The organism is uncultured Amnibacterium sp. (assembly GCF_964244015.1).
In the GTDB taxonomy this organism is placed as follows: domain Bacteria; phylum Actinomycetota; class Actinomycetes; order Actinomycetales; family Microbacteriaceae; genus Amnibacterium.
Map to the genome: position 1 here is coordinate 1 of NZ_CAXTHO010000034.1, position 22459 is coordinate 22459.

A 22459-nucleotide genomic window follows, 5' to 3' on the forward strand; every position below is an offset into this window, starting at 1 on the left:
AGCGGGGTCGGCCCGCATGCCGGGGCCGACGTCGATCAGCGCGGTCGTGATCGAGCCGTCGTCGGCGACCGCGGCGACCCGCAGGACGTCCGTGGTGCCCCAGCCGGTCACCCACATCGCGCTGCCGGAGAGCGTCCACGCGCCGGGGTCGCCATGGAGGCGGAGCGGGGCAGGACCGCGCACCGCGGTGATCACCACGCCGCCGCGCATCCGGCCGGAGGCGAGATCGGGGGCGAACCGCGCCACCGGCCCGCTCGCGGCAGCGACGGGTCCGAGCGCGCCCTGGTGCTGCAACCAGACGAACGCGGTGGCGAGGCAGCTGCCGGCGAGCGCCGCGGTCACGTCGACGCGGTCCTCCGACGACGGCTTCGTCGCAGCGAGCCCGGTCAGCCCGGCGTCGTCGAGGGCCAGCAGGTGCGAGGACGGCACCCGCTCGGCTCGGTCGACCGCCTCCGCGTCCGGCAGGAGGACCTCCTCCGCGATCCGACGGGCGACCTCGACGACGTCCTGCGGCACCCGGCAATCGTGTCACCCACGTCGCGGGGTACTGGTCGCGATTGCGCTGGACCCACAGCCCCTGCCGGGATCCGTGCTCGGGCTGCCCGCCTGATCAGCCGAGGAGGGAGACCGCGCGCGCGATCACGAGCGCGAGGATCACGAAGGCGATGAACGACTGCACGCCCATCAACGACTTCGCTCTGGTCGTGAGCGGCATCGCGTCGGTCGGCGAGAACGCCATCGAGTTGCTCAGCGAGAAGTAGAGGTAGTCGACGAACGCAGCCACCCAGCCGCTGCTCGCGGAGGAGCCGACGGCGACCTCGCGCACGGCGTCCTCGTCCTCATCCTGCGGGAAGCGGAAGTCGGCGTGCGGCAGCTGCGCCCTGGCCCGGATGCGGCGCGAGACGGGACCGCCGCGGTCGAGCTCCCAGTACGCGAGCCCGAACGCGATCACGTTCGTCACCCAGACCTGCAGGGCCCCGAGGAGGATCATCGGCCCATCGGCGTGCTTCGCGGTGAGCAGCGCGTGGATGACGATGCCCAGCGCCACCTGGTTCGCGACGAGCAGCAGCAGCACCTGCGCTACGGAGAGGACACGCGACCACCGCGTCTCACGATCCATGCGCTGCGGGTTCAGCAGCACCACCGGGACGACCAGCGAGATCCCGGCGATCACGACGATCGCGCGGAGGACGACGGGGACCTCGCTCGGCAGCGCGCCGTAGAGCGCGAGCGCCACGCCGAGCGCGATCACCGGCGGCCATCGATGCTCCGTCGCCTGACGGCGTTCCCGCGCCATCAGCGGTGGAGGGTGCCCTTGACGCGTTCCGCCTGCTCGGCGATCAGTCCCTCGGCCGAGTCGACGATGGCCCCGAGCGCGTGCGGATCGCCCTTCAGCAGCGCCTTCGCGGTGTTGATCGCGAACTCCGCCGTGATGTGGGCGGGCAGCGGCGCGATGTTCTTCGTGACGTAGGCGTCGATCAGGGTGATGCCGTCATGCGCGAGCGCCGCCTCCACGGCGGGTACCACGTCGTCGTCGGACCGCACCTGCACGCCGGTGAAGCCGAGCAGCTGCGCCCAGCCGGCGTAGTCGACGCTCTCGACGTCCTGCGAGCCGGAGTACACGGGGTTGCCGTCCTCCGTGCGCATCTCCCACGACACCTGGCTGAGGTCGTCGTTGTGCATCACGACGACCACGAAGCGGCTGTTCGCCCAGCGGCTGCGGTACTTCTTGATGGTGATCAGCTCGTTCATCCCGAGCATCTGGAAGGCGCCGTCGCCGATCAGGCACACCACGGTGCGGTCGGAGTGGGCGAACTTCGCGGCCGTCGCGTACGGCATCGACGAGAACATCGAGGCGTTCCGCCCGGAGAGGTCGCCCCGCATGCCGCGGCGGAGGCGGATGTGGTGGCCGTACCAGTCGGCGGTGGTGCCGACGTCGGTGGTGACGATCGCGTCCTCCGGCAGGCGCGCGTTCAGCGCGTGCACGATCCGACGCGGGTTCACACCGTCGGGATACCGGACCTCCGCCTGCGCGGCCATCTCGCGCTCCCAGCCGCGCATCTCCTCCGCGATCCGCTCCTGCCAGGATCGGTCCTCCGTGCGGGTCAGCAGCGGCAGCAGCGCCGTCAGCGTCGCCTTCGCGTCGCCCCACAGGTTGACCTCGGTCGGGTAGCGCAGCCCCATCTGCTCGGGCTTCAGGTCGATCTGCACCGCCCGCGCCTGCCCGGTCTCGGGCAGGAACTGCGGGTACGGGTAGTTGGTGCCGACCAGCACGAGGGTGTCGCAGCGGTCCATCTGGTGCTTGCTCGGCAGCGTGCCGAGCAGGCCGAGCTGCTGGGTGTGGTGCGGGACGTCGGAGGGGATGACGTCCTTGCCGCGCAGCGCGGTGATGATGCCGGCGCCGGTGATCTCCGCGGCCGCGAGCAACTCGTCCGTGGCGCCGCGAGCACCGGCACCGACCATGAAGGTGACCTTCGAGCCAGCGTTGATCAGATCCGCCGCTGCCTGCAGCGCGTCGATGGGCGGGGTGACGGCGGTGGAGGGGGCGACCGCGCTTGAGCGCGAGACCCAGTTCTCGCGCGGCAGGTCCGGCATCGCCATGCCCTGCACGTCGTGCGGCAGCACGATCACGGCCGGGCCGAGGTGCACCCGGGCGGCGCGGAACGCGGTGTCGATCACGGCGGGCGCCTGCTCCGGCGACACGATCGTCTGCGCGTAGACGGCGACGTCGGCGAAGGTCCGCTCGAGGTTGTTCTCCTGCATCACGCCCGTGCCGAGCGAGGCGAGGCCCTGCTGGCCGAGGATCGCGACGACGCTCTGGTTGTCCATCCGGGCGTCGTAGAGACCGTTCAGCATGTGGAACGCACCCGGGCCGGAGGTCGCGATGCAGACGCCGACCTCACCGGTGAACTTCGCGTGCGCGGTCGCCATCAGCGCGCAGACCTCCTCGTGGGTCGGCCGGATGTACTCCAGGCCGTCGCCGGCGCGGTCCGTCTTCCCGAGCGCGCCGTCGAACTCGCCGATCCCATCACCGGGATAGCCGAACACGCGGCTGACGCCCCACTCCCGCAGGCGCTCGATCACGAACTCGCTGACCGTCTTCGCCACGACTGCTCCTGGTTCCGCAGCCTGGCGGCCGCCTGACGACGGTATGACCGCCTCTCGGGAGCGAGCAGAGTGCGGGCTGAGCAGGGTTCAGGTGCGGGCGACGCTGCCGGTCGCCCTCACCCGCGAACGATGTTCAGGGTCGCGGGCGGCGCTGGCACCGCGGGCAGAGGTGGCTCGAGCGGTTCATGAACGCCTCCCGCACGATCGACGTGCCGCAAGCGCGGGCACGGCCTGCCCTGCTGCCCGTAGGCGTTCAACCGCTGCGAGAAGTAGCCGGAGGCGCCGTTCACGTTCACGTACTGCGCGTCGAAGCTGGTACCGCCGTCGGCGAGCGCGCGTTCGAGCACCAGGCGGACCTCGGCGAGCAGCCGCCGCACGGCCGGCCGCGACAACCGGTCCGTCGGGGACTCGTAGTGCAGGCGCGACGCCCAGAGGGCCTCGTCGGCGTAGATGTTGCCGATGCCGGAGACGAGGGTCTGGTCGAGCAGCGCCCGCTTCAGGCCGGTCCGCCGCTTCCGGAGTCGCGCCACGAACAGGTCGTCGTCGAACGCGGGGTCCAGCGGATCGCGGGCGATGTGCGCGACGTGCGCGGGCACGAGCGGCGCAGGGTCGCCGAGCCCGCCGGGGGCTCCATCCGCGGTCGGCATCAGCGGGTCGATGGCGAGCGAGCCGAAGATCCGCTGGTCGGCGAACGCGACGACGAGGTCGCCGTGCTCGGGGTGCTCGAGCCCGATCCGCACCCGCAGCTGGCGGTCGGCGACCGCCTCCGGAGCGCGCAGCAGCAGCTGCCCGCTCATGCCGAGGTGCCCGAGCACGGCGACGGGCTCCTCCCCCTCCAGCGGCTCGACGGGCAGCCAGAGGAACTTCCCGCGCCGCACCGCGCCGGAGAGCCTGCGCCCGACGAGCCGGCGTTCGAAGTCGAGCGGACCGGCGAGGTGGCGCCGGAGGGAGCGCGGCTCGACGACCTCGACCGCCGTGACGAGGGCGCCGGCGACGGCCGGCTGGAGCCCGGCGCGGACGACCTCGACCTCGGGCAGCTCAGGCATGGAGCGCCCGGAACGCCTCCCATGCCGCTGCGACCTCGGCCTGCTTCTTGCTCGTACCGGTGCCGGTGGAGGTGATCAGCTCGCCGACCGCGACCGTCGCGGTGAAGATGCGGGCGTGCTCGGGGCCTTCGCCCTCCACGACGTAGACCGGCGGGGTCGCGCCGCGCTGCGCCGCCAGTTCCTGCAGCGCCGTCTTCGGGTCGGTGATCGCGCCGGTCGACGCCGGGTCGTCGACGAGCGGCTGCACGAGCCGCAGCACCAGCGCCTCCGCCTCCACGCTGCCGAGCGACAGGAAGGCGGCGCCGATCAGCGCCTCGACGGCATCGGCGAGGATCGACGGCTTCTCCGCTCCGCGGGTCATCACCTCGCCGCGACCGAGCCGGAGGTGGTCGCCGAGGTGCAGGGTGCGGGCGATGGAGGCGAGCGCGACGGTCGAGACGAGGCCGGCGCGACGTTTCGCGAGGGAGCCCTCGTCGTCCTCCGGGTACCGCTCGAACAGCATCATCGTGACGGCGCGCTGGAGCACGCTGTCACCGAGGAACTCGAAGCGCTCGTAGTCGGCGGTCCCGTGCTCGTACGCGTAGGAGCGATGGGTGAGGGCGGTCTCGAGCAAGTCGGATTCGATCGCGACGCCGAGCGCCGCGGTCAGGGCTGCACGGTCGGGCGCCTGCGGGCCCGACTGCTCAGGCGTCGGCGACGCGGCGACCCTTGTACTCGAGGTACAGGGGGACGCCGTCCGAGCCCTCGACCACCTTGGCGCGGTGGGGCAGGGAGTACACGACCTTGCCGTTCTCGATCGTCTTCACCAGGGTCGGCGCTTCGGCCTTCCACTGCGAACGACGCGAGCGCGTGTTGGAGCGCGACTGCTTGCGCTTCGGAACCGCCATGACTACTTCTCTTCTCTGCTGTCGTGATCCTGCGCGGCGAAGGCCTGCAGCGCGTCCCATCTGGGGTCCGCAGGCTTCTCACGCACGGCATCCGCCGTGATCAGGCTGATGCCCGGACCGAGTTCGAGGTCCTCGCAACCGCCGACGCACTCGGGCTGGAAGGGCAGTGCCAGCACCACCGCGTCCCGCACCACCGGCTCGAGGTCGAGCAGGTCGCCATCGAGCTGGTGGTCGAACGGTTCGTCAGCAGGGTACCCGAAGAGCTCGGCGAACTCGACACGGACCGGCAGCGACACCGGTGCGAGGCAGCGGGCGCATTCGCCGTCGGCCATGCCGACCGCGGTTCCCGAAGCGAGGATGCCCTCGTGCAGCGACTCGAGCTTCACGTCGATCTCGAGCAGCGACCCCTCCTGCACCGCGACGAGTCCCTCTCCGAAGTGCTCGGGGACCGTGACGTCGAGGTGCCGCTCCCGCATCTCGCCGGGAGCCCTGATGAGGTCGCGGACGTGCTGCACATAGGGGGTCCGGACGTTCACGCGCCGATTTTACGCGGGATCAGCAGCGCGCAGGTGCCGGTGCTGACCTGAGCACGACGGCAGGTCTCAGCACCATCAGCAGGACACGATCGCGCCCCCGCTCCTGCTGATGGCGCTGAGTCCTGCTCAAGCGCTCCCCGTCAGGGCAGGACGGCGTCGTAGATCGCCATCGCGCGGGCGACCTGCTCGTCGGTCACGATGCAGGGCGGCACCACGTGGATGCGGTTGTCCTGCACGAACGGCAGCAGGCCGGCGGCCACGAGCGCACCCTTGATCCGCGCCATCTCGGCCGGAGGCAGGGGCGCCTTCGTCGCGCGGTCCTCGACGAGGTCGAGCGCCCAGAAGACGCCGAGCCCGCGGACGTCGCCGATCACCGCGTGCCGGTCGGCGAGTTCGGCGAGCGCGGGGGCGAGCACCTCCGTGCCGATACGCCGGGCGTTCTCGACGATCCCCTCCTCCCGCATCGCGTCGATGGCGGCGACGATCGACGCCATCGCGAGCGGATGGCCGGAGTAGGTGAGCCCGCCGGGGAACACGCGGGTGTCGAACTCCGCCGCGAGCGCCGGCGGGATGATGACGCCGCCCGCCGGCACGTAGCCGGAGTTGACGCCCTTCGCGAAGGTGATCAGGTCGGGGACGATCCGGTCGGGATTCAGCTGCGGGTTCTGGAACGCGAACCAGTCGCCGGTGCGCCCGAAGCCGGCCATCACCTCGTCGAAGATCAGGACGATGCCCCAGCGGTCGCAGAGCGCGCGGATGCCGGCCAGCCAGCCGGGAGGCGGCACGATCACGCCGGCCGTGCCGGGCACGGTCTCGACGAGGAGCGCGGCGATCGAGCCGGGGCCCTCCGCCTCCACGATCCGCTCGAGCGCGTGCAGGGCGCGCTCGGCCTCCTGCTCGGGGGTCGTCGACCAGAACTCACTGCGGTAGGCGAAGGGACCCCAGAAGTGCACGTGGCCGCGGGCGAACTCGTTCGGCACCCGCCGCCAGTCGCCCGTCGCGACGATCGCCGCACCGGTGTTGCCGTGGTACGAGCGGTAGGCGGAGAGCACCTTGTCGCGGCCGGTCGCGAGGCGTGCGAGCCGGATCGCGTTCTCGTTGGCGTCGGCGCCGCCGTTCGTGAAGAACACCTTCGAGAACGGCTCCCCCGCCACCTCGAGGATCCGCTGCGCCGCGAGCCCGCGGACCCGGTTCGCATGCGACGGCGCGACGGTCGGCAGGATCGCGGCCTGCTCCTGGATCGCGGCGACGACCTTCGGGTGCGTGTGCCCGATGTTCGTGTTCACCAGCTGGCTGGAGAAGTCGAGGAGGCGCCTGCCGTCCTCATCCCAGACCTCCGCCCCCGAGCCGCCCGCGATGACGAGCGGCTTCAGGGCGCCCTGCGCGCTCCAGGAGTGGAACACGTGCCTGTCCAGCTCGAGCGTGGTCGCGTCGGTGGTCGCGTCCTGGACCTCGTACAACGTCATGCCCTCATCCTCCCCGGTCTTGCACGGATCCGGGGATCTGCGGCCGGAAGCAGCAGATCCCCGGATATATGACGAGTGCGGCTAGCTGCCGCCCTCCTTCAATGTGACCGTCGTCGGCGCGAAGTCGGTACCCATCACGTCGACCCCTTCCGCCTTCAGCTCAGCCAGCGCCGTGTTCACGTAGGTGTTCGAGTAGGCGGTCGCCGGCGGTGCCTTCGTGATGATCGTCGCGCCGGTGTCGTCCTTCGTGGTCTCGGCGATCTGCACCGTCTGGTCCCACTGCGTCTTCCGGATCACGCCGAGCCCGTCGGTGGAGGGCCAGAGCAGCTTGTTGACCTCGTTCGTCTGCCAGAGCTGGTGGCTCGCCCCGAGGGTGGAGCCGGCCTTCGTGACGATGTCCGCCGCGTCCTGCGGGTGGTCCCGCGCGTACACCCAGCCCTCGATCGAGGCCTTGATGAACTTCACCGTCGTCGCCTGGAAGGCCTTGTCCTGCAGCTTCGTCGAGTCGGCCCAGATCGCGTCCTGGAGCATCGCCGTGCCGTCGTCATTCCAGTTGATGACGTTCAGCTCGGACGGCTGGTAGAGCTTGCCGGTCTTCGGGTTGACCGTCTCGAGCACCTGCGCGTACTCGTTGTACGTCATCGCCTGGGCCGCGTCGATGTCGCCGGCGAGGAAGCCCTTCATGTCGAAGGCCTGCTGCACGAGCTTGATGCCGCTCGTCGTGTTCACACCGGCCTTCTGCATGCCGGCGAAGAGCTCCCACTGGTTGCCGTAGCCCCAGCTGCCGACCTTCTTGCCCGCGAGCTGCGCCGGCGTGGTGATGTTCTTGTCCTTCATCGAGATCTGCGTGGTGCCGCTGCGCTCGAAGATCTGCGCCACGTCCGTCACGTTCACGCCCTGCTCGATCGATCCGAGCACCTTCGGCACCCAGGAGATCGCGTAGTCCGCCTGCCCCTTCGCGACCGACTGGATCGGCACCGTGTCCGTACCGGCGGGCTTGATCGTGACGTCCAGTCCCTCCTTCGTGTAGAAGCCCTGGTCGAGTGCGGCGTAGTACCCGGCGAACTGGGCCTGCGGCACCCACTGCAGCTGCAGCGTCACCTTCGTGGTGCCGCCGGCCGACGAGTCGTCGCTGCTGCTGCCCGTGGTGCTGCCGCTGCAGGCGCTGAGCGCGAGCGCGACCGAGGCGGCGGCCGCTGCGGCGACCAGGCCCCTCCTCGTCAGGTGGTGGATCGGTGCTGTTCTCAGACGTGCGGTTCTCATGCGTGAAGCCTCTCCGTGGTGCTGTCGTGTGGTGCAGGACGGGGTGGTGCGGTATTGGTGCGGACGGTGCGTGGGGGGGGTCAGGAGGCGGGGGCGCGGTGGCGGGATGCGACCCGCTCGGCGGCGACGGTGACGACGAAGAAGAGCAGGCCGAGCAGGATCGCGCCGAGCACGAACGCGTAGGCGAGCGGGTAGTTGCTGTAAGCGGCGGCGGAGGTGATCGCGGTCGCCAGCCCGTCGACGGGACCGCCGAAGTACTCCGCGACCAGCGCGGAGATCACAGCCAGGGACGACCCGATGCGCAGGCCCGTGAACACGAGCGGCAGCGCGCCCGGCAGCGTCACGGTGCGGGTCGCCTGCCAGCGGGTCGCCGCGAGCGAGCGCATCAGGTCGCGGTGCACGGGACGCACTTGCCGCAGCCCGCGCAGCGTGTTCACGAACACCGGCACGAAGACCGCGAGCGCCGCGATCAGCTGCCTCGCAGTCTGCGCGTCGGCCCCGAACATCGTGTAGAGCACGGGGCCGAGCGCGACCAGCGGCACGACGGACGCCGCGGTCACCAGCGGCTGCGCCAGCTCGTCCACGGCCCGGATCGACGCCGCGACACCGGCGAGCACGATGCCGACGACAGCGCCGAGCACGAACCCGATCGCGGCGTTCGTGCCGGTGACGAGCATCCCGCGGCCGACGATCGGCGCATCCTGCACGAACAGACCGGCGATCCGCAGCGGCGACGGCAGCACGAACGGCTTGATGTCGAGCACGACGACCGCGAGCTGCCAGAGCACGAGCACGGCGACGCCGAACACGACCGGGGCGATGACGGACCCGCGCGTGAGCCTCATCGGGTCTCGACCCCGCGCGGATCGATCGGGGCACCGTGCAGCGCCTCGCGCACGGCGGTGACTGCGGCGAAGAACGCGTCGTCCTCGCGCGTCCCCTCCCCGCGCTCGGCCTCGGGTCCCAGGTCGACCGGCACGATCCGGCGGATGCGCCCCGGCCGCGGGGACATCACGACGACCCGGTCGGCGAGGAAGACCGCCTCCGGGATCGAGTGGGTGACGAACACGACCGCGGCACCGGTCTCCCCTGCGATGCGGGCGAGCTCGGTCTGCATCCGCTCGCGGGTCATCTCGTCGAGCGCGCCGAACGGCTCGTCCATCAGCAGCAGCCCCGGCCGTTCCGCGAGCGCCCGCGCGATCGCGACCCGCTGCTGCATCCCCCCGGACAGCTGGTCGGGGTAGCGCCCCGCGAACTCCTCCAGCCCGACGAGCGCGAGCAGCTCGTCGACCCGGGCGCGGCGGTCCTCCTTCGGCGACCGGTGCAGCTGGAGCGGGAGGGCGATGTTCTCCGCGACGGTGCGCCAGGGCAGCAGCCCCGACTGCTGGAACGCGATGCCGTACGCCTGGTGCAGCCGCGCCTGGCGAGCGGGCTCGCCGAACACCTGCACGGTGCCCGTCGTCGGCTGGTCGAGGTCGGCGATGAGCCGCAGCAGCGTGCTCTTGCCACAGCCGCTCGGCCCGATGAGTGCGACGAACTCGCCCGGCTCGACGGTCAGGTCGATGCCGTCGAGCGCGACCACGGTGCCCTCCCGCGTCGTGAACGTGCGACCGGCCGAGCGGACCTCGACGGCGGCGGTCACGCGACGACCTCGCCCCGGCGGAAGCGGCGGAGCAGCTGCCCGAGCAGCGCGACGACCGCCGCGGCGATCAGCCCGACGACGATCGCGCCGAGGATCGGCGCCCATGGCTTCGCCGGGTCGCCGCTCGATGCCTGCGCGGTCTCGAGCATCATCCGGCCGATGCCGCCCTGCAGGCCGACCGCGACCTCGGCGACGACGGTGCCGATGACCGCGTTCGCGGCGGCGAGCCGCAGCGCGGGCAGCAGGTACGGCACGCTCGCCGGCAGTCGGAGGCGCAGCAGCGTCGACCACCAGCCGACCGCGTAGGTGCGCAGCAGCTCGACGTGCGCCTGCTCGGGCGACGCGAGACCGCGCAGCGCACCGACCGAGACGGGGAAGAACGCCAGGTACGCGGCGATGACCGCGACCGTCATCCAGTCCTGCCAGGGCGCCTGCCCGAACCGGATCTGGCCGCCGATGCCGCTGACGAGCGGCGCGAGCGCGATCAGCGGCACGGTCTGGCTGAGCACCACCCAGGGCAGGAGCGCCGACTCCGCGGTGCGGAAGCGCTGCATCACGAGCGCGAGCAGCAGGCCGACGACGACGCCGAGCACCCAGCCGCCGGCCGCGACGGCGAGCGTCGCGCCACCCGCTCTCACGACGGCGAGCCAGAGCGGCTCGGACGCGCCGGACAGGACGGGGTCGCCGAGCCGCGCCGCGATGGTCGCGAGGTGCGGCATCGCGGAGTCGCTCGTCCGCGGCAGCACGGTGGTCGCACCGATCACGACGCCGCGCGCCGGACCGACCGCCTTGTACGCCTCCCACAGCACCCCGAGCAGCACGACGCCCAGCACGCCGAGCAGCACCGGCCGAGCGCGCATCACGATGTGGCCGTGACCGTGTCGCGGAGCGCCGGGATGATCGTCTCGCCGTAGACCCGGAGCGTCTCCTCCTTGTTGTCGTGCTGGAGGTAGACGGCGAACTGGTCGACGCCGAGGCCCCGGAGGCGTTCGAGCTTCGCGATGTGCTCCTCCGCGGTGCCGAGCACGCAGAACCGGTCGACGATCTCGTCGGGCACGAACGCGGTGTGCGTGTTGCCCGCGCGGCCGTGCTCGTTGTAGTCGTAGGACTCCCGCGCGCGGATGTAGTCGGTGAGCGCCGTCGGGACCGCCGACCCCTCGCCGTACTTCGCCACGATGTCCGCGACGTGGTTGCCGACCATCCCCCCGAACCACCGGCTCTGCTCGCGGGCGTGCGCGAGCCCCGCCTCCGTACCGTCCGTGATGTAGGCGGGCGCCGCGACGCAGATGGTGATCGAGTCGGGGTCGCGGCCCGCGTCCGCGGCGGCCTTCCGCACGCTCGCGATCATCCACTCGGCGATGTCGACATCGGCGAGCTGCAGGATGAAGCCGTCCCCGACCTCGCCGGTCAGCTTCAGCGCCATCGGCCCGTAGGCGGCGACCCACATCTCGAGCTCGGAGCCGGTGCTCCACGGGAACCGCAGCGTCGCGCCGTTGTGCTCGACGGCCCGCGAGTTCGCGAGCTCGCGGATGACGTGGATCGCCTCCCGCAGCGTCTTCAGCGTGGTCGGTGCGCCGTTCGCGACCCGCACGGCGGAGTCGCCGCGGCCGATGCCGCAGACGGTGCGGTTGCCGTACATCTCGTTCAGCGTCGCGAACACGGACGCGGTGACGGTCCAGTCGCGCGTCGCGGGGTTCGTGACGAACGGGCCGACCTTGATCCGCTTCGTCTCGTTCAGGATCGCGGAGTGGATGACGTAGGGCTCCTCCCACAGCAGGTGGGAGTCGAACGTCCACACGTGGCTGAACCCGAACTGCTCGGCCAGCTTCGCGAGGTGGATCGCCCGCGACGCGGGCGGATTCGTCTGGAGTACGGCGCCGAAGTCCATCAGATGAGGTACTGCGAGAGGGAGCGCTTCACGTACTTGCCGTCGCCTTTCGTGCCGACGTAGCCGCTGTCGTCGACGATCACCTTGCCGCGGGAGACGACCGTGTCGACGTGGCCGTCGATCTCGAATCCCTCCCACGCCGAGTAGTCCATGTTCATGTGGTGGGTGCGGCCCGCGGCCGTGCCGATGGAGGTGTGGCCGTTCGGGTCGTAGACGACCACGTCGCCGTCCGCGCCGGGCTGGATCACGCCCTTCCTCCCGTACATCCCGAACATCCGAGCCGGCGTGGTGGAGGTGATCTCCACCCAGCGCGGCAGCGTGATGTGGCCGTCGACGACGCCCTGGTACAGCAGATCCATCCGGTGCTCGACGGAGCCGATGCCGTTCGGGATCTTCGCGAAGTTCCCGACCCCCATGTCCTTCTGGCCACGCATGCAGAACGGGCAGTGGTCGGTCGAGACCATCTGCAGGTCGTTCGTGCGGAGCGCCTGCCACATGTGGTGCTGGTGGCCCTCCTCCCGCGACCGCAGGGGCGTCGAGCAGACCCATTTCGCGCCTTCGAACGAGCCCCACTCCTCGCTCGAGGCGCCGAGCTGCTCCTCCAGCGAGAGGTAGAGGTACTGGGGGCACGTCTCGCCGAACACGTTGGCGCCGCGGTCGCGCGCCGCTGCGATCTGCTCGACCGCCTGCTTCGCGGACACATGGACGACGTAGAGCGGGGCGCCCGTGAGGTCGGCGATCATGATCGCGCGGTGGGTCGCCTCCTCCTCCGCCTGCCAGGGGCGCGTCAGCCCGTGGTACAGCGGGGAGGTGTTGCCGGCGGCGACGGCCTGCTCGACGAGGACGTCGATGACGGAGCCGTTCTCGGCGTGCATCATCATCAGCGCGCCGTTCTCCGCGCCCTTCTGGAAGGCGCGAAGGATCTGCCCGTCGTCCGACAGGAACACGCCCTTGTAGGCCATGAAGAGCTTGAAGCTCGTGACGCCCTCCGCGATCAGCTCGTCCATCGCCGTCAGGCTGCCGGGCTGCACGTCGGAGAGGATCTGGTGGAAGCCGTAGTCGATGGCGCACTGCCCGGCGGCCTTCTCCTGCCACGCGGCGTATCGGTCGATCACCTGCTCGTGCGGGTACTGCACGACGAAGTCGACGATCGTCGTCGTGCCGCCCCACGCCGCCGCGCGCGTGCCGGTCTCGAAGGTGTCGGAGGCGAAGGTGCCGCCGAACGGCATCTCCATGTGGGTATGGGCGTCGACGCCGCCGGGGATCACGTACTTGCCGGCCGCGTCGATCACGGTGTCGACGTTCCCCTCGACGTCGAAGCCGAGGAGGGTGGAGCCGGGTGCCAGGACCGCCGCGATCGTCTCGCCGTCGATCAGCACGTCGGCCTGGGCGGTGCCGGTCGCGTTGACGACCGTGCCGTTCTTGATCAGCGTCTTCGCCATGGGGCTCCTCTCTCGTCTTCAGGGCCGGTGATCACCGATCAGGGGATCCGGAGGGCGGCTTCGCCGCACCGGATCCCCTGATCGGTGAACACCTCAGGGGGCGGTGATCGCGGTGTAGGAGTCGGGGCGGCGGTCCCGGTAGAACTGCCAGTCGTTCCGCACCTGCCGGATCAGGTCGAGATCGAGGTCGCGGATCAGGACCTCCTCCTCGGTCTTCGAGCCGAGGTCGCCGACCCAGTTGCCGCGCGGGTCGAGGAACTGGCTCGAGCCGTAGAAGTCGACCGCGAGGTCGCCGTACTCGTTGTCCTCGCGGCCGACCCGGTTCGGGGCGGCGACGAAGTAGCCGTTCGCGGCGGCGGCGGCGGCCTGCTCGATCTCCCAGAGCCGGTTGGAGAGCCCGGGCTTCGTCGCGTTCGGGTTGAAGACGATCTGCGCGCCGTTCAGCCCGAGCTCGCGCCACCCCTCGGGGAAGTGCCGGTCGTAGCAGATGTAGACGCCGACCTTGCCGACTGCCGTGTCGAACACCGGGTAGCCGAGGTTGCCCGGCCGGAAGTAGAACTTCTCCCAGAACTTGTCGAGGTTCGGGATGTGGTGCTTGCGGTACTTGCCGAGCACCGTCCCGTCCGCGTCGACCACGACCGCCGTGTTGTAGTACACGCCGGCCTGCGCCTCCTCGTAGATCGGGAGGATCAGCACGATCCCGAGCTCCTTCGCGAGCGCCGCGAAGCGGGTCACGATCGGGCCGTCCGCCGGCTCCGCGTAGTCGTAGTACTTCGCGTCCTCCGTGATCCCGAAGTACGGGCCGTAGAACAGCTCCTGGAAGCAGACGACCTGCGCGCCGTCCGCCGCGGCGGTCCGGGCGAAGCCCTCGTGCCTGTCGAGCATCGACGCCGTGTCACCGGTCCACGTGGTCTGGGTGATGGCCGCTCTGATGGTGCTCATCGAATCAGCATCCTCCCCGCGCGTTACGGGGGTATTACCGTCACGTTTCCTTCGCTGCTGGTGACACTCGTAGGCTCACCCGGATGGCCACCGACCGCATCGTCGTCCTGGCAGGAGGCGTCGGCGGGGCGAAGTTCGTCCGCGGCCTGCGCACCCTCGCCCGACGCACCTCCTCCCCCGCCGCCATCACCGTCGTGGCGAACACGGGCGACGACCTGTGGCTCGCGGGCCTGCGGGTGACGCCCGACCTCGACTCGCTGATGTACGCCCTGGCCGGCGTGAACGACGACGAGCGCGGCTGGGGGCGCGCCGGCGAGAGCCTGCGGGTGAGCGCCGAGCTGACCGCGTACGGCGTCGGCTGGCCGTGGTTCACCCTCGGCGACCTCGACCTCGGCACCCACATCGCCAGGTCCGCGCTGCTGAAGGAGGGTCTGCCGCTGTCCGCCGTCGTCGAACGGCTGACCGCGCGCTGGCCGCTCGGGGTGCGGCTGCTGCCCGCCACCGATCAGGAGGTGGAGACCCATGTCGTCACCGCGGAGGGCGAGCTGCACTTCGAGGAGTGGTGGGTCCGCACCCGAGCTGCGGTGCCCGCGCTCGGCTTCGTGCAGCACGGGGTCGAGACGGCGACCGCCGCCCCCGGCGTGCGGGAGGCGATCATGGAGGCGGACGTCGTGCTCGTCGCACCCTCCAACCCGGTCGTGTCGATCGGCACGATCCTCGGGATCCCGGGGATCCGGGCGGCGCTGCGGGAGACGAGCGCCCCGGTCGTCGGCGTCTCCCCCGTCATCGGCGGCTCGGTGGTCCGCGGAATGGGCGACGTCTGCCTGACCGCGATCGGCGTGGCCACCGATGCCGGCGCCGTCGCACTGCACTACGGCGCCCGACCGGCGGCCGGGCTGCTCGACGGCTGGTTGGTCGACGACGTCGACGCCGCCACGGTCGACCCGCTCACCGCGGCCGGCATCGCAGCGCGCGCGGTGCCGCTCTGGATGACCGACGACGAGACCACCGCTCGGATGGCCGCCGCCGCGCTGTCGCTCGCCCGGTCCGTTCGTGAGTAGCCGCGCCACCGCGCTGCAACCAGTCACCGCCGGGGTGGTCGGCACCGTCACCGGCTTCTTCGGGTCGGTCGCCGTGCTGCTCGCCGGCCTGACCGCCGCGGGCGCGACCGCCGAGCAGGCGGCCTCCGGTCTCGCAGCGCTCTGCGTCGCGAACGGCGCCCTGTCGATCGCGGTCTCCCTGCGCCTGAAGATCCCCGTGTGCTTCGCCTGGTCGACGCCGGGGGCCGCGCTGCTGGTCGCGGCGCATCCCGACTCGTTCGGCACCGCGGTCGGCGCCTTCATGCTCGCCGGTCTGCTCGGCGTCGTGACCGGCGTGGTCCCCGCGTTCGCGCGGTGGATCGACCGGATCCCTGCTGCGCTCTCGGGCGGGCTGCTCGCCGGCGTGCTGCTGCCGTTCTGCCTCGCGCCGGTGCGGGAGGCGGTGGTGACGCCCTGGACGGTGCTGCCGCTCGTACTCGTGTGGCTCATGCTGTCCCGGATCGCCCCGCGCGCTGCCGGACCGGTCGTGATCATCGCGGCCGTCGTCGTCACGGTGCTGCAGGGCGCCGCGGGTTCCGCGCTCGCGCCGGTCCCGCGGCTCGTCGCGCCCGCGCTCGACCCGGTCGGCGTCATCGCCCTCGGGGTGCCGCTCTACCTCGTGACGATGGCGGGCCAGCAGCTGCCCGGCATCGCCGTGCTGACGGCGAACGGGTACCGCCCGCCGACCCGTGTCGCGCTGATCGCCTCCGGCGCTGTGAGCGCGCTCGTCGCGCCGCTCGGGGCGGTGCAGCTGAACCTCGCGGCCATCTCGGGCGCGATCATGATCGGGCCGGACGCGGGCGAGGACCGGTCGCGCCGCTGGATCTCGGGCGTGGCCTCCGGCTGCACCTACTTCGTGCTCGCGGGCATCGCCGGGGTCGTCGCGGGTCTCGTCGGCGACACCCCTCCCGCGCTCGTGGAGGCGGCGGCCGGACTCGCGCTGATCGGTGCGTTCGTCGGCGCGATCTCCTCAGGCGTCGCCCGGCCGGACACCCGTGTCGCGGCCGCGGTCACCTTCCTCGTCGTCGGCTCGGGCATCGCCGTGGCAGGCATCGGCAGCGCCTTCTGGGGCCTGCTGGTCGGCGGGCTCGCCCTCGCCCTCCTGACCAGGCGGGCTTCGCCCCGTTGACCCGATTCCGTTTCGAAGGAGTTTCCGCGCCTTCGGCCGGAAAACTCCTTCAAAACGGAATCCGTCGTTCGCCCGTGCCATCGCGGTCGATACGCTCGCTCGGACGCCACGGACACGATGGGATCCGTCGTCCACACCCGGGGGTTGCGATGCCGAAGACCGTATTCGACGGACCGGTCGACGATCGTCTCGTCGACCGCGCACTGGAGGGCAGCCGGCCCGGCAGCTTCTGGATCGAGCGCACGCCCGGCGATCGGCGACCTGCGCTGACCGCGGATCTCGCCTGCGACCTGCTCGTCATCGGCGGCGGATACACCGGGCTCTGGACCGCGCTCGCGGCGAAGCGGCGCGACCCTGCCGCCCGCGTCGTCGTGCTGGAGGCGCGGACGAACGGCTGGGCCGCCTCCGGCCGCAACGGCGGCTTCGCGGAGGCGAGCCTCACCCATGGCGAATCGAACGGGAGGACGCGGTTCACGACCGGCTACGACGCGCTGGACGCGGATGGGCTCGAGAACCTCGACGCGATGGAGGCCGACGTGCTCGGCTTCGAGCGGAACGCCGACTGGGAGCGCACCGGCGTCTACGGTGTCGCCACCGAGCCGCACCAGGTGCCCTGGATGGCGGATGACGTCGACGGCGAGCGCGCGGTCTTCCTCGACGGGCCGGCGATGCGCGCGGCGGTCGCCTCCCCCACCTACCTCGCCGGCGTGCTGCGCCCCCGCGACTCGGCGATCGTCGACCCGGCGCGGCTCGTCGATGCGCTCGCGCACGCGTGCGCCTCGGCGGGCGTCGAGCTGTTCGAGCGCAGCCCGGTGCTCGGCATCGAGCGGGTCACCGGCGGCGTCGGCGCGACCACGGCTCGCGCGACGGTGACGGCGAGACGCGTCGCACTGGCGACGAACGCGTTCCCGACGCTCCTGAAGCGCCTCCGGCTGTTCACCGTGCCCGTCTACGACTCCGTGCTGATGACGGAGCCGCTCTCCGCCGCCGATCGGTCGGCGATCGGCTGGCAGGGACGCCAGGGGATCGCCGACAGCGCGAACCAGTTCCACTACTACCGACTCACCGACGACGACCGGATCCTGTTCGGCGGCTACGACGCGATCTACCACTACGGCGGCAGGGTGCGGCCGGAGTACGAGGAGCGGCCGCAGTCCTTCCGCACCCTCGCGCAGCACTTCTTCACGACGTTCCCGCAGTTGGAGGACGTGCGCTTCAGCCACCGGTGGGCAGGCGCGATCGACACCTGCTCGCGGTTCTGCGCCTTCTTCGGCACCGCGTGGGGTGGCCGGGTGACCTACGCGCTCGGCTTCACCGGGCTCGGGGTCGCGGCGACCCACTACGCGGCGGACGTGATGCTCGACCTGCTCGACGGGCTGCAGACGCGGCGCACGACGAACCCGATGGTGCGCTCGACGCCGCTGCCGTTCCCGCCGGAGCCGCTGACCTGGCCCGCGGTGCAGGCGACCCGGTTCGCGCTGAACCGCGCGGACCACGACGAAGGAAGACGGGGACTGTTCTTGAAAACGCTCGACGCGGTGGGTCTGGGGTTCGACTCGTGAGCGGGGACCTGCTCGTCCAGGACGGCCGGCTGCTCACCCCCGCGGGCGTCGTCGACGCACCGCTGCTCGTGCAGGGCGGCGTGATCGCCGCGATCGGCGAGGACGCGGTGGACCGCGCGAAGCCGGGGACGCCCGAGCTCGACGCCCGCGGGGGGCTCGTCACGCCGGGCTTCCAGGACGCCCACATCCATCCGTACCACGCGGGCATCGACCTGCTCCGGCTCGCGCTGAACGACGAGACCACCGCCACCGCCTACTTCGACCGGATCGCCGCGTACTGCGCCGCGAACCCGGACCTCGAGTGGATCCGGGGTGGCGGCTGGGCGATGGAGGCGTTCCCGGGCGGGGTGCCGACCGCCGCCGCGCTCGACGCGGTCACGGACGGGCGGCCCGCGTTCCTCTCCAACCGGGACGGCCACGGTGCCTGGGTCAACACCGCGGCGCTCGAACGGGCGGGCGTGACCGCCTCCACGCCCGATCCGGTCGACGGCCGCATCGAGCGGGGTGCCGACGGGCGGCCGATCGGCATGCTGCAGGAGGGGGCGATGGACCTCGTCTCCGACCTGCTGCCGCCGACGACGGATGACGAGATCGATGCGGCGTTCCTCGTCGCGCAGCGGCAGCTGCTCGCCTGGGGCATCACGGGCTGGCAGGACGCGATGATCGGCACGGTCCACGGCCTGCCCGACCTGCTCGCCTCCTCCCTCCGCCTCGCCGACCGCGGCGAGATCGTCGCCCACGTCATCGGCGCGCTGTGGTGGGAGCGGGACCGCGGGCTCGAACAGGTCCCCGAACTGGTCGAGCGCCGGGCGCTCGCCGCCGGCCGCGAGCGGTTCCGCGCGACGAGCGTCAAGATCATGCAGGACGGGGTGCCGGAGAACTTCACCGCGGCGATGCTCACGCCGTACCTCGACGCGCACGGACACGACAGCGGCGAGACGGGGAAGAGCTTCGTCGATCCCGCGGTGCTGCGGGAGGCGGCGATCGCGCTGGACGCGGAGGGGTTCCAGCTGCACGTCCACACGATCGGCGACCGGGCGGTACGGGAGGCGCTCGACGCGATCGAGGCGGCCCGCGTGGCCAACGGCGTCCGGGACGCCCGGCACCACCTCGCCCACATCCAGGTGATCCACCCGGACGACGTGCCGCGGTTCGCCCGGCTCGGGGTGATCGCGAACGCGCAGCCCTACTGGGCGACGCACGAGCCGCAGATGGACGACCTCTGCATCCCGTTCCTCGGCCCGGAGCGCGCTCGCTGGCAGTACCCGTTCGGCTCCCTCGCGCGGTCCGGCGCCGTGCTCGCGTTCGGCAGCGACTGGTCGGTGACCACGGCCGACCCGCTGCAGATCATCCACGTCGCGGTGAACCGGGCCCTGTTCGGCGCCCCGCCCGCGGAGCCGCTGTGGGGCGAGCAGGCGCTGTCCCTCGGCGACGCGCTCACCGCCGCGACGGCCGGATCGGCGTTCGTGAACCACGACGAGGACCGCGCCGGGCGCCTCCTGCCCGGCCTCGCCGGCGACCTGGCGATCCTGAACCGGGACATCACGGCGGCGCCTGCGGCGGAGATCGGCGCCGCGAGCGTGGCCGCGACGGTCGTCGGCGGCCGCGTCGTCTTCGGGTGATTCTTCGCGGGTTAGCCGCCGGCGAGGGTGGAGGCGAGGCTCATGCCCTCGCCCGTGCGCCGACGCGAGGTCACGAGCACCACCGCCACCAGGGCGAGCGCGACGAGCGTGAGCAGCAGCATCAGGGTCGACATCGCGGCGATCGCCGGGCGGAGGGACGAACGGATCGACGCGAAGACGTAGACCGGGTACGGGGTCGCGTCGGCGGTCGAGACGAAGCTCGACAGCACCGTGTTGTCGAGGCTGAGGGTGAACGACAGCAGCGCGCCCGAGATGACGGCGGGCCGCATCAGGGGGAAAGTGATGTCGAAGAACCGGCGGATCGGGGGTGCACCGAGGTCGGCGGCGGCCTCCTCCAGCGACGCGGACAGGCCCGCCATCCGGGCGCGGACGATGAAGGTGACGACCGCGCAGGAGAACAGCGAGTGCGCCACGATCAGCCGGAGGATGCCGGAGTTCATCGGCGTGAGGCCCCACTCCGTACCGAGCGTGACGAACCACGGCAGCAGCGACACGGCGTTCACGATCTCCGGCGTGACCAGCACCAGCGCGAGCAGCGCGGTGAGCCAGCCGATCCACCGGGCGCCGGCGCGCCGCGCGATCGCGACCCCGGCCAACGACCCGAGCACCGCGGCGACGAGGGCGGAGCACACGCCGACGTAGATGGAGACCTGCACGCCGCTCGTGATCGCGGAGTTGCTGAGCGCATCGACGTAGGCGCCGAGCCCGAAACCGCGGTACGTCTGCAGCAGCCGGCCCTCGTTGAAGGAGTACGCCACGATGACGAGCACGGGGAAGAAGAGGAACAGGAACCCGAGCACGCCCCAGATGCCGAGCAGCACGGTGCCGGGGTCGCGCCGCCGCCTCCGGCCCGTCGGTGCGGCGGCGGCGGGGGTGGATGTGACCGCGGTCATGCGTCCCGCTCCAGGAGTGCGACGTGCTCGAACCGGTCGATGACCATCCGGACCACCCGGAACAGCAGCGCGAAGACGACCACGACCGCGATGATCGCGAGCATCAGCACGATGGCCATCGCGCTGCCGAGGGCCCAGTTCTGCGCGACGGTGAACTGGGAGGCGACCTGCTGGCCGATCATGCTGCCGGCCGCGCCGCCCAGCACGCTCGGCGTGATGTAGTCGCCCATCAGCGGGACGAACACGAGCAGCAGTCCGGCCCCGATGCCGGGCATCACGATCGGGAGGGTCACCCGGCGGAAGGTCTCGGCCGCGTTCGCGCCGAGGTCGCGGCTCGCCTCCAGCAGCCGGTGGTCGAGCCGCTCGAGCGTGACGTAGAGCGGCAGGATCATCAGCGGCAGGTAGTTGTAGACGACGCCGAGCTGCACCGCGCCGGTCGTGTACAGCAGCTCCGGCGTGCCGAGCCCGAGGGACCGCGAGATGTCGGCGACGAACGAGGTGGGGCTGAGCACGATCTGCCACCCGATCGTCCGGACCAGGAAGTTCGTCCAGTAGGGCACGAGCACCAGCGCCAGCGCGATGCCCTGGTACTTCGCCGGCAGCTTCACCGCCATCCAGTACGCCATCGGGAACGCGATCACCAGGCAGGCGAGCGTGCCGACCAGCGCGATCTGCAGCGTCCGCCCGAAGACGGTGAGGAAGGTGGGGTTCAGCGCCTCCGCGAACCGGCCGAGGGACAGCACCGAGTTGTCGTGGGTGATGTACAGGCTCGGCTTGTCGCCGAAGGAGTACCAGAGGATGACGATGAACGGCGCGATGAAGAAGAACAGCAGCCACGCCGACACCGGCACGGCGAGGACGCCGACGTTCCACCGGAGGCGTCGGCTGCGGACCCGTGGGGCCGCGAGGGCGTCCGCGGTCACGCGCCCGCCGCCGCCTGGATGTCGTTGAAGATCGCGACGCGCTGCTCCTGCGACTCCGGGACGATGTCGAAGACCAGCTTCTTGGTCTCCTCCTCGGAGTAGAAGATCAGCTCGGGCAGCTCGACGCCCGCCGCGGTGGCCTTCTCGACGATGCCCGTCACCGCGGTGTTGTACCCGATGTAGAGCAGCTCCTTCAGCGACACGTCCTGGTCGAGCACGTAGTCGATGAACGCGTGCGCCGCGTCGATGTTCTTCGCCCCGACCGGGATGGTCCAGTTGTCGACGAACTGCCCCGCCCCCTCCGACGGCTTGACCCACTTGTAGCGGTTCCGGTCGTCGTTGCCGAGGATGCCCTGGCGGGCGTCGCCGTTGAACGCGTGGGCGAGCACGCGGCCGTTCTGGGCGATGGTGTTGCTGACGTAGGACTCGAACGCCTGCACGTTCGGGGCGATGTTCTTCACGAGGAAGTCCTTCGCCGCGTCGAGCGTGCCGGAGTCGTTGGTGTTGATGTCCTCCCCGATCGAGAAGAAGTACGCCCAGAGGATCTCGTTGGGGTCCGCGATGAAGCTGGTCTTGCCTGCGGCCTCGTTCTGGGCCGCGTCGAAGAAGTCCTTCCAGCTCGTCAGGTCCCGCGTGATGACGGTCGTGTCGTAGACGTAGCCGCTCGCGCCGAACGCCTTCGGGACGCTGTACCGGTTGCCCTTGTCGAAGTCCGTGTCGAGGTACACCGGGTCGACGTTCTTCAGGTTCGGCAGCTTGCTCTGGTCGAGCTTTTCGAGCAGCTTCAGTTCGATCATCTGCGGGATGAAGCTGATGGTGGGGACCACGAGGTCGTACCCGCTGGTGCCCTTCGCCGCGGTGAGCTTCGCGATCAGCTCCTCGTTCGAGTCGTAGCTGCCGAGCTTGACGGTCGCGCCGCCGTCCGTCTTCGCGAACGACTTCAGCACCGCCGGGTCGTCGTACTCCCCCCACGTGTACAGGCTGAGCGAACCGCTGCCGCCGGCGCCGGC

At 71.2% G+C, this 22459-nt stretch carries 21 protein-coding genes and 1 pseudogene; 4 read left to right on the forward strand and 18 right to left on the reverse strand.

Features of this window, described 5'->3' with window-relative positions:
* From ACFE67_RS05885 to ACFE67_RS05955, 15 genes and pseudogenes are all read right to left on the reverse strand, one after another.
* Nucleotides 1–516, reverse strand: a 516-nt coding sequence (locus ACFE67_RS05885) for a hypothetical protein (protein WP_375405942.1), incomplete at its 3' end; no start/stop codon positions are given.
* 94 nt (nt 517–610) lie between these two features.
* Nucleotides 611–1297, reverse strand: coding sequence for a hypothetical protein (locus tag ACFE67_RS05890; protein ID WP_375405943.1), 687 nt, complete (start codon nt 1295–1297; stop codon nt 611–613).
* Nucleotides 1297–3108: a thiamine pyrophosphate-requiring protein gene (locus ACFE67_RS05895; RefSeq protein ID WP_375405944.1), complete on the reverse strand. Its 1812-nt coding sequence runs from the start codon at nt 3106–3108 to the stop codon at nt 1297–1299. Before ACFE67_RS05895 ends, ACFE67_RS05890 begins: the two co-directional genes overlap by 1 nt.
* A 133-nt stretch (nt 3109–3241) precedes the next feature.
* A pseudogene (gene mutM, locus ACFE67_RS05900) lies at nt 3242–4154 on the reverse strand (bifunctional DNA-formamidopyrimidine glycosylase/DNA-(apurinic or apyrimidinic site) lyase).
* Nucleotides 4147–4767, reverse strand: coding sequence for a ribonuclease III (gene rnc / locus ACFE67_RS05905; RefSeq protein ID WP_375405945.1), 621 nt, complete (start codon nt 4765–4767; stop codon nt 4147–4149). Before rnc ends, mutM begins: the two are co-directional and overlap by 8 nt.
* A 70-nt stretch (nt 4768–4837) precedes the next feature.
* Nucleotides 4838–5041, reverse strand: coding sequence for a 50S ribosomal protein L32 (rpmF, locus tag ACFE67_RS05910; RefSeq protein WP_375388019.1), 204 nt, complete (start codon nt 5039–5041; stop codon nt 4838–4840).
* A 2-nt stretch (nt 5042–5043) separates the two neighbouring features.
* The gene (locus ACFE67_RS05915; protein WP_375405946.1) at nt 5044–5577 is read right to left on the reverse strand and encodes a DUF177 domain-containing protein; all 534 of its coding nucleotides are present in this window, start codon (nt 5575–5577) and stop codon (nt 5044–5046) included.
* Nucleotides 5578–5717: 140 nt separating this feature from the next.
* Nucleotides 5718–7043: an aspartate aminotransferase family protein gene (locus tag ACFE67_RS05920; RefSeq protein WP_375405947.1), complete on the reverse strand. Its 1326-nt coding sequence runs from the start codon at nt 7041–7043 to the stop codon at nt 5718–5720.
* Between the two features lie 81 nt (nt 7044–7124).
* Complete coding sequence (locus ACFE67_RS05925; protein WP_375405948.1) at nt 7125–8306, reverse strand: ABC transporter substrate-binding protein; 1182 nt, start codon at nt 8304–8306, stop codon at nt 7125–7127.
* Nucleotides 8307–8386: 80 nt separating this feature from the next.
* Nucleotides 8387–9151 carry an ABC transporter permease gene (locus ACFE67_RS05930; RefSeq protein ID WP_375405949.1) on the reverse strand — a complete coding sequence of 255 codons (765 nt, stop codon included), beginning with the start codon at nt 9149–9151 and terminating at the stop codon, nt 8387–8389.
* On the reverse strand, nt 9148–9948 hold the full coding sequence (locus ACFE67_RS05935; RefSeq protein ID WP_375405950.1) for an ABC transporter ATP-binding protein: 801 nt from the start codon (nt 9946–9948) through the stop codon (nt 9148–9150). Before ACFE67_RS05935 ends, ACFE67_RS05930 begins: the two co-directional genes overlap by 4 nt.
* The gene (locus ACFE67_RS05940; RefSeq protein ID WP_375405961.1) at nt 9945–10808 is read right to left on the reverse strand and encodes an ABC transporter permease; all 864 of its coding nucleotides are present in this window, start codon (nt 10806–10808) and stop codon (nt 9945–9947) included. Before ACFE67_RS05940 ends, ACFE67_RS05935 begins: the two co-directional genes overlap by 4 nt.
* Nucleotides 10808–11836 (reverse strand): TIGR03842 family LLM class F420-dependent oxidoreductase, encoded by a 1029-nt coding sequence (locus ACFE67_RS05945; RefSeq protein WP_375405951.1) that lies wholly within the window; start codon nt 11834–11836, stop codon nt 10808–10810. Before ACFE67_RS05945 ends, ACFE67_RS05940 begins: the two co-directional genes overlap by 1 nt.
* On the reverse strand, nt 11836–13278 hold the full coding sequence (gene hydA / locus ACFE67_RS05950; protein WP_375405952.1) for a dihydropyrimidinase: 1443 nt from the start codon (nt 13276–13278) through the stop codon (nt 11836–11838). The genes ACFE67_RS05945 and hydA overlap by 1 nt, the downstream gene beginning before the upstream one ends.
* A 93-nt stretch (nt 13279–13371) precedes the next feature.
* Nucleotides 13372–14220 (reverse strand): nitrilase-related carbon-nitrogen hydrolase, encoded by an 849-nt coding sequence (locus ACFE67_RS05955; protein ID WP_375405953.1) that lies wholly within the window; start codon nt 14218–14220, stop codon nt 13372–13374.
* 83 nt (nt 14221–14303) lie between these two features.
* Between ACFE67_RS05955 and cofD the strand changes: the two genes are divergently transcribed.
* From cofD to ACFE67_RS05975, 4 genes are all read left to right on the forward strand, one after another.
* Nucleotides 14304–15281, forward strand: a complete 978-nt coding sequence (gene cofD / locus ACFE67_RS05960; protein WP_375405954.1) for a 2-phospho-L-lactate transferase — start codon at nt 14304–14306, stop codon at nt 15279–15281.
* Nucleotides 15274–16428 carry a benzoate/H(+) symporter BenE family transporter gene (locus tag ACFE67_RS05965; protein ID WP_375405955.1) on the forward strand — a complete coding sequence of 385 codons (1155 nt, stop codon included), beginning with the start codon at nt 15274–15276 and terminating at the stop codon, nt 16426–16428. The genes cofD and ACFE67_RS05965 overlap by 8 nt, the downstream gene beginning before the upstream one ends.
* A gap of 149 nt (nt 16429–16577) precedes the next feature.
* Nucleotides 16578–17990: an NAD(P)/FAD-dependent oxidoreductase gene (locus ACFE67_RS05970; RefSeq protein ID WP_375405956.1), complete on the forward strand. Its 1413-nt coding sequence runs from the start codon at nt 16578–16580 to the stop codon at nt 17988–17990.
* Nucleotides 17987–19612: an amidohydrolase gene (locus ACFE67_RS05975; protein WP_375405957.1), complete on the forward strand. Its 1626-nt coding sequence runs from the start codon at nt 17987–17989 to the stop codon at nt 19610–19612. Before ACFE67_RS05970 ends, ACFE67_RS05975 begins: the two co-directional genes overlap by 4 nt.
* Before the next feature lie 11 nt (nt 19613–19623).
* Here the strand turns inward: ACFE67_RS05975 and ACFE67_RS05980 are convergent, their stop codons facing one another.
* The 3 genes from ACFE67_RS05980 to ACFE67_RS05990 form a co-directional block, all read right to left on the reverse strand.
* Nucleotides 19624–20526, reverse strand: coding sequence for an ABC transporter permease (locus tag ACFE67_RS05980; RefSeq protein ID WP_375405958.1), 903 nt, complete (start codon nt 20524–20526; stop codon nt 19624–19626).
* Nucleotides 20523–21449, reverse strand: a complete 927-nt coding sequence (locus tag ACFE67_RS05985; RefSeq protein WP_375405959.1) for an ABC transporter permease — start codon at nt 21447–21449, stop codon at nt 20523–20525. The genes ACFE67_RS05980 and ACFE67_RS05985 overlap by 4 nt, the downstream gene beginning before the upstream one ends.
* A partial coding sequence (locus ACFE67_RS05990; RefSeq protein ID WP_375405960.1) for a PotD/PotF family extracellular solute-binding protein occupies nt 21446–22459 on the reverse strand: 1014 nt, incomplete at its 5' end. The genes ACFE67_RS05990 and ACFE67_RS05985, both read right to left, overlap by 4 nt.